General features: G+C 67.7%; 14 protein-coding genes and 1 tRNA gene. 6 read left to right on the top strand and 9 right to left on the bottom strand.

Annotation, left to right across the window (positions count from 1 at the left end; all coding sequences use genetic code 11):
* Positions 1 to 8: 8 nt before the first annotated feature.
* From AC5P7I_RS05160 to AC5P7I_RS05145, 4 genes are all read right to left on the bottom strand, one after another.
* Complete coding sequence (locus AC5P7I_RS05160; RefSeq protein ID WP_014646187.1) at positions 9 to 791, bottom strand: BUD32 family EKC/KEOPS complex subunit; 783 nt, start codon at positions 789 to 791, stop codon at positions 9 to 11.
* A 77-nt stretch (positions 792 to 868) separates the two neighbouring features.
* Positions 869 to 1,846, bottom strand: a complete 978-nt coding sequence (locus AC5P7I_RS05155) for a beta-ketoacyl-ACP synthase III (protein ID WP_014646186.1) — start codon at positions 1,844 to 1,846, stop codon at positions 869 to 871.
* Between the two features lie 91 nt (positions 1,847 to 1,937).
* Entirely contained in the window at positions 1,938 to 2,132 is a 195-nt protein-coding gene (gene rpmF / locus AC5P7I_RS05150) for a 50S ribosomal protein L32 (protein ID WP_004154640.1), read from the bottom strand.
* Positions 2,133 to 2,239: 107 nt separating this feature from the next.
* Positions 2,240 to 2,749, bottom strand: a complete 510-nt coding sequence (locus AC5P7I_RS05145; protein WP_049404889.1) for a YceD family protein — start codon at positions 2,747 to 2,749, stop codon at positions 2,240 to 2,242.
* 113 nt (positions 2,750 to 2,862) lie between these two features.
* Between AC5P7I_RS05145 and AC5P7I_RS05140 the strand changes: the two genes are divergently transcribed.
* Complete coding sequence (locus tag AC5P7I_RS05140; RefSeq protein ID WP_197574232.1) at positions 2,863 to 3,432, top strand: Maf family protein; 570 nt, start codon at positions 2,863 to 2,865, stop codon at positions 3,430 to 3,432.
* 101 nt (positions 3,433 to 3,533) lie between these two features.
* Here the strand turns inward: AC5P7I_RS05140 and AC5P7I_RS05135 are convergent, their stop codons facing one another.
* Positions 3,534 to 5,369: a glycosyltransferase family 39 protein gene (locus AC5P7I_RS05135; protein ID WP_046429196.1), complete on the bottom strand. Its 1,836-nt coding sequence runs from the start codon at positions 5,367 to 5,369 to the stop codon at positions 3,534 to 3,536.
* Positions 5,370 to 5,411: 42 nt separating this feature from the next.
* Here AC5P7I_RS05135 and AC5P7I_RS05130 point away from each other — a divergent pair, with 42 nt between their 5' ends.
* The 4 genes from AC5P7I_RS05130 to AC5P7I_RS05115 are packed head-to-tail and all read left to right on the top strand — an operon-like array spanning position 5,412 to position 9,778.
* Complete coding sequence (locus AC5P7I_RS05130; protein ID WP_032958559.1) at positions 5,412 to 6,365, top strand: AAA family ATPase; 954 nt, start codon at positions 5,412 to 5,414, stop codon at positions 6,363 to 6,365.
* 23 nt (positions 6,366 to 6,388) lie between these two features.
* Positions 6,389 to 7,312, top strand: a complete 924-nt coding sequence (locus AC5P7I_RS05125; RefSeq protein WP_049441032.1) for a DUF58 domain-containing protein — start codon at positions 6,389 to 6,391, stop codon at positions 7,310 to 7,312.
* The gene (locus tag AC5P7I_RS05120; RefSeq protein ID WP_262088343.1) at positions 7,305 to 9,254 is read left to right on the top strand and encodes a transglutaminase TgpA family protein; all 1,950 of its coding nucleotides are present in this window, start codon (positions 7,305 to 7,307) and stop codon (positions 9,252 to 9,254) included. Before AC5P7I_RS05125 ends, AC5P7I_RS05120 begins: the two co-directional genes overlap by 8 nt.
* On the top strand, positions 9,251 to 9,778 hold the full coding sequence (locus tag AC5P7I_RS05115) for a Slp family lipoprotein (protein ID WP_014036182.1): 528 nt from the start codon (positions 9,251 to 9,253) through the stop codon (positions 9,776 to 9,778). The genes AC5P7I_RS05120 and AC5P7I_RS05115 overlap by 4 nt, the downstream gene beginning before the upstream one ends.
* Before the next feature lie 102 nt (positions 9,779 to 9,880).
* On the opposite strand, the gene AC5P7I_RS05110 is transcribed toward AC5P7I_RS05115, so the two are convergent.
* From AC5P7I_RS05110 to dnaX, 4 genes are all read right to left on the bottom strand, one after another.
* Positions 9,881 to 10,240, bottom strand: coding sequence for a histidine triad nucleotide-binding protein (locus tag AC5P7I_RS05110; protein WP_014646179.1), 360 nt, complete (start codon positions 10,238 to 10,240; stop codon positions 9,881 to 9,883).
* A gap of 67 nt (positions 10,241 to 10,307) precedes the next feature.
* Positions 10,308 to 10,907, bottom strand: coding sequence for a recombination mediator RecR (recR, locus tag AC5P7I_RS05105; RefSeq protein ID WP_049441038.1), 600 nt, complete (start codon positions 10,905 to 10,907; stop codon positions 10,308 to 10,310).
* Positions 10,908 to 10,989: 82 nt separating this feature from the next.
* Positions 10,990 to 11,310, bottom strand: coding sequence for a YbaB/EbfC family nucleoid-associated protein (locus AC5P7I_RS05100; protein WP_005408298.1), 321 nt, complete (start codon positions 11,308 to 11,310; stop codon positions 10,990 to 10,992).
* Between the two features lie 6 nt (positions 11,311 to 11,316).
* The gene (dnaX, locus tag AC5P7I_RS05095; protein ID WP_262088342.1) at positions 11,317 to 13,389 is read right to left on the bottom strand and encodes a DNA polymerase III subunit gamma/tau; all 2,073 of its coding nucleotides are present in this window, start codon (positions 13,387 to 13,389) and stop codon (positions 11,317 to 11,319) included.
* A gap of 143 nt (positions 13,390 to 13,532) precedes the next feature.
* On the opposite strand from dnaX, the gene AC5P7I_RS05090 reads away from it, so the two are divergent.
* Positions 13,533 to 13,625, top strand: a tRNA-Ser gene (locus tag AC5P7I_RS05090).
* Positions 13,626 to 14,082: the final 457 nt, after the last annotated feature.

Below are 14,082 nucleotides of genomic sequence, written 5' to 3'. Positions count from 1 at the left end.
TATCAGCCTCAGCAGAACAGCTGCAGGACGTCCAGGTCGCCGTCGGCGAGGAAATCCACGCACAGGCCCACCAGCATCAACACGCCGGCGGTGCTGGCGCCGTGGGCGATGAAGATGGAATGGGCCAGCGCGCGCGCCGAACGGCCCAGCTTCATGCAGACCCGGGCCAGGCTGCGCAGGCGGCCGCTGACCGCATGCACGTGCTCGCGCACCGGCGCCTGAACGTCACCCATCGCCTCGGCCATCATCGCCTGCAGGTGCCCGGGGCGGTCGGCGTAGTACTTGGCCACGCCGTAACCGAACATCAGCCAGTCGCGGGCCTGCGCTTCGGACAGATCCATCACTTCCAGCGGATCTTCCTCGAAATCGATGAAGCCGACCTTCTCGCCATCCCATGTGAGGTTGCGCGGCAACGGCTGGCCGAAATAGGCGCCGCGGGCATGAGCTTCAGCAATGGCCAGCATCGCCGCCATCACCAGCCGATCGCGACCGGCTTCGTCGGCTTCGCGCAGGCAGGTATTGAACGAGCTGCCGTTGTCGCCGATCACCAGCGCGGCATGGCCGGTGCCCAGTACGTCCGGCACGTTCACACCCTGCGCCTGCAGTTCCGCGAGGCGGCGGGCCTCGGTTTCGCGTGCGGCGTCGCCACCGCGGTGCGGCGGCGGGCGCAGCGCATCCAGATGGAAACGGCGCGCAACAAAATTGAGCAGGCCCAGGGCCATTGCCCGGCTTCCCTTGCCGTACTGCTTCAGCCAGGCACGTTGCCCTTCGATGACGATGGGCTCAACCATGACAGGTCCTCCTTAAACGCGTTACGGCCCCGGAGGGGCCGTAACGACAAGACTTCACATTGTCGTAACTTGCACTATCAATAGCGCAGCAGGGCCGAACCCCAGGTGAAGCCGCCGCCGAAGGCCTCCAGCAGCAGCAACTGGCCACGCTCGACCTTGCCCGAACGCACCGCGGCATCCAGCGCCAGCGGCACCGAGCCGGAGGAGGTGTTGCCGTGCTTGTCGACGGTCACCACGACCTGGTCCATCGACATCTCCAGCCGCTTGGCGGTGGCTTCGATGATGCGCAGGTTGGCCTGGTGCGGGATCAGCCAGTCCAGGTCGGACTTGTCCAGGCCGTTGGCGGCCAGGGTCTCGTCCACGACCGAGTCCAGCGCCTTGACGGCGTACTTGAACACGTCGTTGCCCTTCATGTTGATGGTGCCGCCACCGTTGGCGCCGTCCTTGAAGCCGGTCGAAACGCCGACCGGGTTCCACAGCAGTTCCTTCTTGCTGCCATCGGCATGCAGGTGGGTGCTGAGGATGCCGGTGTCTTCGTCGGCCTTGAGCACGACGGCGCCGGCGCCATCGCCGAACAGCACGCAGGTGGTGCGATCGTTCCAGTCGACCATGCGGGTCAGCGTTTCGGTGCCGATCACCAGCACGTGCTTGCAGTCGCCGGAGCGGATGAACTTGTCAGCCACACCCAGCGCGAATACGAAGCCGGAACAGGCTGCGTTGACGTCGAAGGCGGGGCACCCGGCCACACCGAGCTTGGCCTGGATCAGGCACGCGGTGGACGGGAAAATGAGATCAGGGGTGGTCGTGCCGACCACGATCATGTCGAGCTGCGAGGCATCGATGCCTGCGGCTTCAAGCGCGCGCAGGGCGGCGTTGTAGCCAAGGTCGCTGGTGGTTTCGCCTTCGGCCGCGATGTGCCGTTCACGAATACCGGTGCGCGACTGGATCCACTCATCCGAGGTTTCGACCATTTTTTCCAGGTCGGCGTTGGTCAGGACTTTTTCCGGCAAATAGCTACCGGTGCCCGCGATCCTCGAATAGATCCGCTTGCTCATCATGTTTCCTGTTGCGCGGGCCGCCGATCACCGGCACGCCCGGGAAAGAAGGCAAAGGCCGCTGCCCGGAGGCAGCGGCCTTCCCGGCACATCAATCTTCTTCGACGGCCGAGGTCTTGGTCTGGATGACCTTCTTGCCGCGGTAGAAACCGTCGGCAGTGATGTGGTGACGCAGGTGCACTTCGCCGGTGGTCGGGTCGGTCGACAGCTGCTTGGCGCTCAGGGCGTCGTGGGCACGACGCATGCCGCGGCGGGACGGGGTGACACGGGATTTCTGCACAGCCATGGGATTGCTCCAAACTCGGTTCGATTTGCTTCGTCGTATCGTCGCGCAGGACGCCAGCGCCCAGCACACTTTCGCTTTCGCCGCAGCCGCCGACGACAATCCGGCTGCTATTGTTTCTTCAGTGCTGCCAACGCCGCAAACGGGTTGGCCTTCTTCGTTTCTTCTTCGCTCGGTGCCCAGTCCTTGTCGACTGCTTCACCGTCGGGCGACAGCGGCACCACGGGCACCGCCAGCACCAATTCGTCCTCGACCAGATCCAGCGGACGCAGCTGGCCGTCTTCCGGCACCAGCAACGCCTCGTATTCCTCCGGCAGGGACGATTCCTCGTCCTCGTCGCGGATCAGGCCAAGCCTCTGGGTCACCTTCACCGGCAACAGGAATCGCTGCATGCTGCGCTGACAGGTCAGCGGCAGCGCGGTGTCGATGGTCAGTTCCACATAGGATACCCGCAAGACGTCGTCGCGACCGAATTCAAGCGAGTAGACACACTCGCCGTCGGTATCTGCGACCAACCCCTGCAGGCGGGTCAATTCAGCCAGGGAGACCTGACCGTCGAAGCGCCTTCGCGCTACAACCATCCGCCAGGCATCCAGCGTTTCGGGCACGTTCGCGGACATAAGCCGCTGAATACTAAGGATCGCACCGCCCGCTGTCAAATGCCCGCCCTGCAGCACTTGCCGCTGGCGCCGTGGAGGGGCCAGACTGCCGCGCCCTGCCCCGGTATTGTCACATGTCACTGGTCCTGGCCTCCACCTCCCGCTACCGTCGCGAACTGCTGGAACGGCTGGGCCTGCCCTTCGACTGCGCACGCCCGGACGTGGATGAAACCCCTCTGGGCGCCGAGACCCCGCTGGCCCTGGCCACGCGCCTGGCCGCCGCCAAGGCCGCCGACGTGGCCGCCCGCCATCCGGGCGCCTGGGTGATCGGCTCGGACCAGGTGGCCGACCTGAACGGCCAGCCGCTGGGCAAGCCGGGCACGGCCGAGGCGGCCTGTGCGCAGCTGGCGGCAATGTCCGGACAGACGGTGCGTTTTCACACGGCAATCAGTCTCAGGCGGGATGGAGAATCCCTCGCCACCCTGGATCTGACCGAAGTACGCTTCCGCGTGCTGGACCCGCAGGAAATCATCCGCTACGTCGCCGCCGAGCAGCCGCTGGACTGCGCCGGCAGCTTCAAGTGCGAGGGCCTGGGCATCAGCCTGTTCGAGGCAATCGACAACCGCGACCCGACCGCGCTGGTCGGCCTGCCACTGATCGCGCTGTGCGGCCTGCTGCGCAGGGCTGGATTCGCGGTGCCGTGAACGGTGGAGCCGAGCCCTTGCTCGGCCGTTTTTTCGAGGCTGCCCGCCATCTGTAGCAGAAGCAGCCGAGCATCGGCTCGGCTCTACAGGACCAGGGGACCTCAACGAACTTCGAACGGCTGCTCCTGCCACGCCTCCACGCTGCCGTCGCGGCCGTGCAGGCGCAGGCCAAGCCAATGCCGCCCCGGCGCCAGCGTGGTGGTATCCAGCGATGCGTCGAAGCCCACCGCCGGATGTTGCGGATCGGTGCTGTCCGGCCAGGTGTGGCGGATGTCGAACATGCGCCCGTAGCGCGCATCGCCAATCGAATGGCCATCGACCAGCACTTCGATGCGCGCCAACCCCACGCCATCCTTGAATGCCCAGCCCTTGATGGCGAGCGTTCCGGAGACCTTCTCACCGTTGGACGGCGCATCCAGCCAGGCCATTGCCGGCGTCACGCAGGGCCCCTGCGCGCGCTGCACCGGCAGCTGGAACAGCAGGAAGCGCTGGAAACCATGATCGCTGCTGACCACGCGCGGCGCCGGCAACGGCCCCACCTGCTCGCAGATGGCGTGATAGCGCGCCAGCAGATCGCGGTAGCGCTGGTCGCTGGGTGACAGCACCAGCAGCATCGGCGCACTGCGCGGGCCTTCGTGCAGCAGGCCCCACTGTGCCAGCTGTGCGGTCCGCCCATGCTTGTCGTTGAGCGGATGCGGCAACACCTCGATATCACCGTTGCCCAGCTGGAAGCCCAGTTCGGCACCGACCTTGAAGTTGCCCGCCAGCACACGCGTGCCCGGCGGCATCTGCCGCAGTTCGTCGCGCACCGCCACGGCCAGCGGCTGCCAGCCGGCAAAGTTGCGCGGGTAGTACTTGCTGCCAGCCATCTGCTCGCGCAGCGCCGGCGTGGACGCCATCAGGTAGTAGCCGAAAGCCAGTACGGTGCCTGCAGCTGCCAGCCACCAGCCGGTGCGGCGCAGCCAGCGTGGCCAGCCGTTGAGGACCACCGGCACGGCCACCAGCAGCGCCAGGTAGCCCGGCAACGGCCAATGGAAACTGATCCGCTCGACATCGGTGAAGAAGCCCAGCAGGAAGATGCCCAGCGTTGACACCCCGCCCACCAGGCCGAAATAGCGCCATTGCACCCGCACACCACCACCGCTGCGGGTACCCGCCAGGGCGACCTTCCACATCGCGATGCACAGGATCGGCGTCACCAGCATCGGCTGGATCACCAGGAACCACAGCCCTTCCCACTCGAACGTCCACGGGTGGCGCTCGACCACCTGGAACTTCAGGCCGGCATCATGGTTGTCCGCATTCCACGCCAGCAACGGCAGCCAGGCCAGTACACCCACCGCCAGCGCCACCCATACGCGCGGGTCGGCCAGCATGCGGCGGCCCTGCGGCAGCGCCAGCAGCGCAATGAAGCCGACACCGATGACGCCAATGAAACGGTAGTGGCTGAGCGCACCGATCAGCAGGCCCAGCGCCAGCTTCATCGCCGACGACGCATCCACGTTGTGCAGCAGGCGCGCACCGGCGTGCAGGCAGATCACCGCCGCAAGCGCCATCGGCACATCCGGCACGGCCAGCAGGCCCAGCGTGGCCGACAGCGGCATCAGCAGGGTCAGGCTGCCCGCCTGCCACCCTGCGACGTTGCCAAACCAGCGCGTGGCGATGCGCACCACCAGCAACGGCAGCAACGCACCGATGGCCAGGAACGGCAGGCGCAATGCGAGCACGTGATGGCCACCGATTTCCACGCCCAGGCGTGCAAGCCATGCTGTCAACCCCGGCAGGTCGGAATAGGCGGCGGCCAGGTGCTGGCCTTCCTGCCAATAGAACGCCTCATCGACAAACAGCGGCAGGCGTGCAGCCACCACCAGCTTGGCCGCTGTGATCAGCGTCCATAACCAGAGAAATATTGCCCGCGCGCGCTGTTCGCCTTGCATTGCTCTATGGATAATCGAGTGGATTCCAGACCTGAGACGATCATGCCAGCCTCGTCCCCCAATCCCAGCATGCTAACCGATCAACTGCGCCAGGCCCTGCGGGAGGCACAGGATCAGGTGAACGCACTGGTACTGGGCAAGGTGCCGGAAGTCAGGCTGGCCTTTGTCGCCCTGCTTTCCGGCGGCCACCTGCTCATCGAAGATCTGCCCGGGCTGGGCAAGACCACGCTGGCGCATGCATTGGCCAGCAGCCTCGGCCTCAGCTTCCAGCGCGTGCAGTTCACTTCCGACCTGTTGCCGGCGGACGTACTGGGCGTATCGGTGTACGAGGCCGGCAGCCGCCAGTTCCAGTTCCACCCCGGCCCGGTGTTCACCCACGTGCTGCTGGCCGATGAGATCAACCGCGCACCGCCGCGCACGCAGAGTGCGTTGCTGGAGGCGATGGCCGAGCAGCAGGTCACCCTGGATGGACAGACGCATCCACTGCCCGATCCATTCTTCGTGATCGCCACGCAGAACCCGGTCGACCTGTCCGGCACCTTCCCGTTGCCGGATTCGCAGCTCGATCGTTTCCTGCTGCGGCTGGCGATGGGCTACCCGAGCGTGCAGGCCGAGCGCGAGCTGCTGCGTGGCAGCGATCGCCGCGACCTAATCGCCCGCGCGGTGCCGAAGCTGGATGACACCCAGGTGCGTGCGCTGCGTGAAGCCGTTGGCCAGGTACACGCCAGCGACGCGCTGATCGACTACGTGCAGGCACTGTTGACCCGCAGCCGCCAGCATGCCGGCGTACGCGTGGGCCTGTCACCGCGCGCCGGGCTGGCCCTGCTGCGTGCCGCCAGGGCGCATGCACTACTGCTCGGCCGCGGGCATGTGGTGCCCGAAGACGTGCAGACCCTGTTCGTGGCAGTGGCCGGCCATCGCCTGGTGGCGGAGGCCGAATCCAGCTCCGGGCCGGCATTGGCGCGGGCGATCCTGCAGACCGTCGCGGTGGACTGAAGGTGGCCACACGCTGGGCACGCATGCAGCTGCTGGCACGCCCACGCAGGCCCGAAGCCCTGCCGCAGCGACTGGATCGCCATCGCATCTATGTACTGCCGACGCGCTTCGGCCTGTTCGTCGCCACCCTGCTGTCGGCGATGCTGCTGGGCGCATTGAACTACAACAACAACCCGGCCCTGCTGCTGGCACTATTGCTGGCCGCAGCAGCGATCGCCAGCGCCATTGCCGCGCACCTGCAGCTGTCCGGCATACAGATCGATGCAATCTCCGCCGAGCCGGTTCCGGCCGGGCACCCCCTGCGCCTGCGCGTGGACCTGTCGTTGCGCGACCCGCGCGCGCGCCACGGGCTGCACCTGCAGCTGGGCGCAAGCGAGGCGTGGGTCGCACTGCCTGCACACGGTCGCGGCGAAGTGGAGCTGGATGTCCCCAGCGAGCGCCGCGGCTGGCTGGAACTGCCGCGCATCCGCCTGTCCAGCACGCAGCCGCTGGGGCTGGTGCGGGCATGGTCGTGGGTGTGGCCGGAGCAGCCGCTGCTGGTCTATCCACTGGCCGAGGCACTGGCACCACCCCTTCCGGAAAGTGGCAGCGATCCACTGCACACCCGCGCCCATGCCAGTGGCGAAGAGCTGCACCAGCTGCGCCCCTATCGTGCCGGCGACGCCCCGCGCAGCATTGCCTGGAAACACTCGGCACGCCGCGACAGCCTGCTGGTACGCGAATACGAGAAGCCGATCGGCATCGAAGTGGTGCTGGACTGGCGCACGCTGGCGCCGCTGGGCCATGAAGCACGCATCGCGCGGTTGGCACGCTGGGTCGACATGGCCGAGCGCGAAGGCCGGCGCTACACGCTGCTGCTTCCAGCCCATCCCCCGTTCGGGCCCGGCCAGGGCGCCAGCCACCACCACCTGTGCCTGCGCGCACTGGCGCTGATGCCCCATGACTGAGCCTGCCGTCCTGCTCGATCGCAACGCCCGCAGCTGGACCCTGGCCAGCGCAGCGCTGGCGCTGCTGCCACTGCTGCTGCAGCTGCCGCCGGTGCTGGCCGTCGTGATCGCGATCACCGCCGTGCTGACCGCTGCGCTTTCCTGGCGGCGGGTGCTGCCGATACCGGTGCGCCTGCTGCTGGTGCTGGCCATGCTCGCCACCATTGTCTGGCAGATGGGCATGGTGCGGCCGGGGCGTGATACCGGCTGTGCGCTGCTGGCGGCGATGCTGGCCATCAAATCCAGCGAACTGCGCAACCTGCGTGATGCGCGCAGCCTGCTCGGTTTCGCGCTGTTCTCGCCGTTCGCGGCCTTCCTGCTCGACCAGGGCCCGCTGACCACGGGACTGGCTGCGCTGGCCGCGGTTGCCGCACTGCTGGCCCTGCAACGCCTGGCCCAGGACGAGGGCCGCAGCCCACGCCTGCCACTGCACGGTCAACTGCGCGGCGTCGGCCGCCTGCTTGGCATCGGCCTGCCGCTGGCACTGGCCTGCTTCTGGCTGTTCCCGCGCTTGTCCACGCCGTTGTGGGGCGTACCCGAACGAGCGGTGGGTACACCCGGCCTGGCTGACAGCATGGCGCCGGACCAATGGCTGGACCTGATGGCCGACGACACCCCGGCGCTGCGCGTGCAGTTCTTCGGCGCGGTGCCCGAGCCCGCGCAGCGCTATTGGCGCGGCCCGGTGCTGACTTCCTTCGATGGCCACCGCTGGAGCCGCGATCGCGCGACGGCCCGGCGCCCCGCCCCCGTGGTCAAAGCCGCCGCACAGGGATGGGACTACCAGATCGACTACGAACCCACCGACCGTCGCCTGCTGGTGGCCCTGGACCTGCCCAGCCGCGCACCGGAAGGCAGCAGTTTCGATGCGGACATGAGCCTGCGCAGCGACCGCACGCTGTCCGCGCTCAGCCGCTGGCGGTTGCATTCGGCGCCTCCGCAACGGTTCGACACCGATCTGTCGCCCTACCTGCGCCGTGCCGCGCTGCAGCTTCCCCCCGGCTTCAATCCGCGCACCGCCCAGCTGGCACGGCAATGGCGGCAGGAGGCCGGCAACGATGACGAAGCCATCGTCCGCCGAGCGCTGCAGTGGATCACCCGCGACTTCTCCTACACGCTCGATACCCCGGTGGCCGGGCGCGATCCGGTCGACGATTTCCTGTTCAACTACAAGGCCGGCTTCTGCCAGCACTTCAGCTCGGCCTTCGTGGTGCTGATGCGCAACGCCGGCATTCCGGCCCGGGTGGTGACCGGCTTCGCAGGTGGCACCCGCAACCGCATCGGGGACTACTGGGTAGTGCGGCGCATGGACGCCCACGCCTGGGCCGAAGTCTGGCTGCCCCAGCGCGGCTGGGTCCGGGTGGACCCGACTGCGGCCGTGGCACCGGAACGCATCCTGGACACGCTGGACGACCGCTTGCAGGCCGGCACGGACACCCCGCTGCAGCAGCGCTGGCTGCAGCTGGGGCAGATGGGTGACTGGCTGCGCCGTGGCTGGAACGACCTGGTGCTTTCCTTCGACGCACGCCGTCAGCAGCAGCTGCTCAGGCCGTTCGGGCTGGATGATCTCGGGCCGGCGCAGCTGGTGGCCGGCTTCGTGGTCGCCGCACTGCTGGCATTGGCATGGATGGCCTGGCTGCTGGCCCGCGGCGAGCGCGAGCGCGACCCGCTGCTGCGCGCCTGGCACCGGCTGGGGCGGCGCTATGCGCGCCTTGGCCTGGCCCGCGTACCCCACGAGACGGCATGCGACTGGTCACGACGGGTACACGCCGTGCGCCCCGACCCCGCCCTGCTGGCACTCAGCCAGCGTTTCGCCGACGCGCGTTACGCTGGAACTTGCACTGACCTCGCTTCATTATTGCGGGACCTGCGCAGGCATCGCCCGACTTCCGGAGCCTCCCCATGAACACCAAGTTCCTCCTCACCGCTGTGGCCACGCTGGCCCTGTCGGCCTGCGCCACGGCCCCCAAGCCGCTGCAGGGACAGTTCAGCCTGGTCTCCCCGCGCGACTCGGTCGCCACCCAGCAGGTCGGCACGCCGGTCCGATGGGGTGGTCGCATCATCGAGACCAAGCCCGGCCAGGGCGAGACCTGCTTCCAGATGATCTCGCGCCCCCTCAACGCCAGTGGCCGCCCGAACACCACCTCGTCCGACGCCAGCGACGGCCGCTTCATTGCCTGCCGCGCCGGCTTCTACGACCCGGCCGTGTTTGAAGCCGGCCGCGACGTGACCTTCATCGGCAAGATCGACGGCTACCAGAACACCCGCATCGGGGAGTACGACTATCGCCTGCCGAAGCTGTCGGCCGATGTGATCTACCTGTGGCCGGAACAGCGCCAGGTCGATGTGGTGCCCTACCCCTATGGCCCGTGGGGCCCGGGCCCGTATGGCCCGTACTGGGGTGGTTACGGCCGTTGGGGCTGGTGGTGATCGCCACCGGCCATGCGTGATCGAAAAAGGCCGCCTTCGGGCGGCCTTTTTTCATCCACGCATCGCATGGATCCACTGCGGGCAATGGTGGATGCCGGGCGCTCAGCGCCCCGGCGTACCGAAATGCCCCAGCGGCGCACCGGCCAGCAGGTGCATGTGGATGTGGAACACGGTCTGCCCGGCATCCTCGCGGCAGTTCATCACGATGCGGTAGCCGTCCTGCGCGAACCCTTCGCGGCGCGCATATTCGGCGGCAGCCAGGGCAAGCTTCCCGATCAGGTGCGCCTGCGACGGCTGCAGGTCGTCCAGGGTCGGGATGATCTCGTTCTTCGGAATGAACAGTACGTGCACCGGCGCCTGCGGTGCGATGTCCTTGAAGCCCAGCACCTCGTCGTCCTCGTAGACGATGGTGGCCGGGATCTCGCGACGGATGATCTTGCTGAAGAGGGTTTCGTTGCTCATGGTCGGCCTCGGCGGGAGTGTCTTCCGCATTGTAGGCCGGCCGCGCCGGGCGATGCCCGGGTGGCGCTCAATCGCGGAATTCGCTGCGCGTTCCGAACGCGTGCGACAGCGTGCCACGGTCAACGTATTCAAGCTCGCCACCGAGCGGCAGGCCCTGTGCCAGCCGGCTGGGCTGCACCTTGCGCGCGCGCGCCAGCTGCGCCAGGTAGTGCGCGGTGGCTTCGCCTTCGACGGTGGCACTGGTGGCGATGATCAGCTCCTGCACCTCACCTTCGGCCAGACGCTGCTCCAGCTGCTCCAGGCCCAGCTCGCGCGGGCCGATGCCATCGAGCGGCGACAGCCGGCCCTGCAGCACGAAGTAGACACCGCGGAAGCCGGTGGCGTTTTCGATGGCCAGGCGGTCGGCCGGCGATTCGACCACGCACAGCTGGCTGCGCTCGCGGCTGCTGTTGGCACAGGTCGGGCACAGCTCGGTTTCGCTGAAGTCGCGGCACTGCGCGCAGTGGCCGATGCGCTCCACCGCCAGCGCCAGGGCTTCGGCCAGTCGCTGGCCACCTTCGCGCTCGCGCTCGAGCAGGTGGTACGCCATGCGCTGTGCGGTCTTCTGGCCCACGCCAGGCAGCACCCGCAGTGCGTCGATCAATTGTTCAAGCAGGGGTGCGGACACGGCGGCATGCTTTCATGGCGTCGAGCAGGCTCGACAGCTACAGATTCTGTGGCACCCGCTTGCACGGGTGCCACGCTGGCAATCAGAACGGCAGCTTCATGCCCGGCGGCAGCTGCATGCCGGCGGTGGCCGAACCCATCTTCGACTTCGACTCGGCGTCGATCTTGTTCGAAGCGTCGTTGAAGGCGGCGGCGATCAGGTCTTCCAGCATCTCCGGGTCGCTGGTCAGCGACGGATCGATGCGCACCTTGCGGCATTCCTTGGCGCCGGTCAGGGTCACGCTGACCATGCCGCCACCGGCACTGCCGGTCACTTCGATCTTGGCGATTTCTTCCTGGGCCTTCTGCAGGTTTTCCTGCATCTTCTGGGCCTGCTGCATCAGTTGGGCGATGTTTCCGCGCATGGTGTCTTACTCGTCAAAAGAACGGATGGAATCGGAAACAACCCGGGCACCGTGCTGCTGGATCAGCACCTGCACTTCCGGGTCGTCCATGAAAACGGCCTCTGCCACCTGCTGCCGCTCGCCACGCTGGCGGTCGGCCCGCTGATGCAGGGTCTCGGCCGGAACGTGTTCGGTTTCCACGGTCTCGACCACGATCTTCGGCGCCTGGCCGAGGGCCTTCTGCAGCATCTCGCCCAGGGCAGCCAGCGCGCGCTCCGAGCGCAGGTATTCAAATCCGGGCGAAAGGCCCAGTTTCAAGGTCCCGTGCTGGCAGCTGATGAAGGCGGCGTTGGCAGCCAGCTGCCGCGAGGGGCCGCTCAGGCCGCTGTTGGCGACCAGGTCCAGCCAGTCTTCGGCCGTGGCCAGCTCGCTGACACCTTCCTGCGGCGCGGCGGCATGCGCCGGGGCCGGCTTGGCATGTTCGGCCGGCGCAATGGCAATGCCTTCGGCGCGGAACGGGCGCTCGGGCGGCGCAGGCTCGCTGGGAGCCGCGACGGGAGCCGGCGGTTCGTGCCAGGGCGCAGCCATGGCGGCGTCCGGGCCGGACATCTCGGCCGCCAATGCCTCGTCACGCGCCTCGGCTTCGTCAGTGGCCCACGGCGGCAGGTCGTCGCCTGCCTCTGCAGTGACGGCAGGCGCCGGCACCTGTGGCTCAGCCTTCACCGGCGGCGGCGACACGGGCTCTTCCACCGGAACCGGCTCGGGCTCCGGCGTCGGATCTGGTTCCGGTTGCGGGGCCGGTTCGGGTTCGGGCTCGGGTTCAGGTTCGCGCGGCGCGGCCTGCACCGGCGCGGCGGCCTGCGCCGCTACCGCCGGGCTGCCCGAAGCGGCAGCAGCGGCCGGCGTCGCATCGTGGCTACCGGTACCGGCGCCACCACCGGCAGCGTTGCCACCCGGCGTGCCGCCCAACGCACCGTCGACGGCCTTCGGCACCGGCGGTACCGCTGCGGCCGGACGGAACGCCAGCATGCGCAGCACGGCCATTTCAAAGCCCGCGCGCGGGCTGGGTGCCAGCGGCAGGTCGCGGCGGCCATTCAAGGCCATCTGGTACCAGAGCTGCACCACTTCCGGGCGCAGGCGCTCGGCGAATGCGGCGACATCCAGGCCTTCCGCCGCGGCAGCGCCCGGCACCAGCTGCTGCACCTGGATGCGGTGCAGCCCTTCGGCCAGCGCTTCCAGCACACCACTCCAGTCCGGCGAGAACTCTGCCAGCGCGGCTACCACCTGCAGCAGGCGCGGGCCATCGCCGTCGGCCAGCGCATCGAGCATCGCCGCCACCTGGGTGCGGTCCACGGTACCCAGCATGGTGCGCACCACGTCCTCACGCAGCGCGCCGCCGGCATAGGCGATCGCCTGGTCCAGCAGTGACAGGCCATCGCGCAGGCTGCCGTCAGCGGCCTTGGCCAGCTGCACGATGGCGCTTCCATCGGCCTCGATCGCTTCCGCCGCCAGGATGCGGGTCATCTGGCCCTGGATCTGGTCTTCATCCAGGCGCTTGAGGTTGAACTGCAGGCAGCGGCTGAGCACGGTGACCGGCAGCTTCTGCGGATCGGTGGTGGCCAGCAGGAACTTCACGTGCTCCGGCGGTTCTTCCAGCGTCTTCAGCAGCGCGTTGAACGCCGCCTTGGACAGCATGTGCACTTCGTCGATCAGGTAGACCTTGTACTTGCCGCGCGAGGGCATGTACTGCGCGTTCTCGATCACCTCGCGCACATCGTCCACGCCGGTGTTGGACGCGGCGTCGATTTCCAGCAGGTCGATGTAGCGGCCGGCGTCGATGTCCAGGCAGGCCGCGCACTGGCCGCACGGGTCGGCGCTGGTGCCCTGCTCGCAGTTCAGCGACTTGGCGAAGATGCGCGCGATGGTGGTCTTGCCCACGCCGCGGGTGCCGGTGAACAGGAACGCGTGGTGGACCCGGCCGCTGTCCAGCGCGTTGCTGAGCGCACGGACCACGTGTTCCTGGCCCACCAGCTCGGCGAAACGCTTCGGACGCCACTTGCGGGCAAGGACGAGATAGGACATCAGGCCACCGTTTTCCATCGGATGTTCCATTGTGCCATGCCTGTCCAGCCCCCTCGCCAACAATGCCGCTGGATGCGCCCCTGATCAGGGTGCTTGTGTCCGGCCGCGCCGCCCGCTAGAATCTGCGCCCCTGCTGAGGCGTTTGCCGATGGCAGGGATCCGGAGAGGTGTCCGAGTGGTTGAAGGAGCACGCCTGGAAAGTGTGTAAGCGTCTAAACCGCGCTTCGGGGGTTCGAATCCCCCTCTCTCCGCCAGACAAATGAAGAAGCCGCCCTCTGGGCGGCTTTTTTATTTGGCTGGCGGAGAGCATCGGGCGAGAGAAGCCCTGCCGGGGTTCGACGGTTCTGCAGGAGCAGAACCGGACCGCCGAAGGCGGGTCCCGGGGCGCAGCGCGCACCGGGATCGGGTGCATGGATGCACCCGACAATCCCCCTCTCTCCGCCAGATAACTGAAAAAGGCTGCCTTCGGGCAGCCTTTTTCAGTTATCTGGCGGGGGATGCCTGATCGGTTGTACCTCGCAGAAGCCGCTGGCGGGAGATGCGAAGTGCGCTGCGCGCGCTTCACCCCAGACGTTGCTGCGCAACGTTCGGGCCCCTCCCCTTGCCGGCCTCTCCCCGCCCCTGTCGGGGCAGCCCCTCAACAGAGGGGCTTGTTGCTCCAGATCCATCAATGGGTTTCCGCCGTGCGGGGATGCCTGATCGGCTGTACCT

The organism is Stenotrophomonas sp. YJH_SMC_138 (assembly GCF_059369855.1).
The sequence above is the reverse complement of the archived record's forward strand: the minus strand, read 5'-3'. Positions and strand labels throughout refer to the sequence as shown.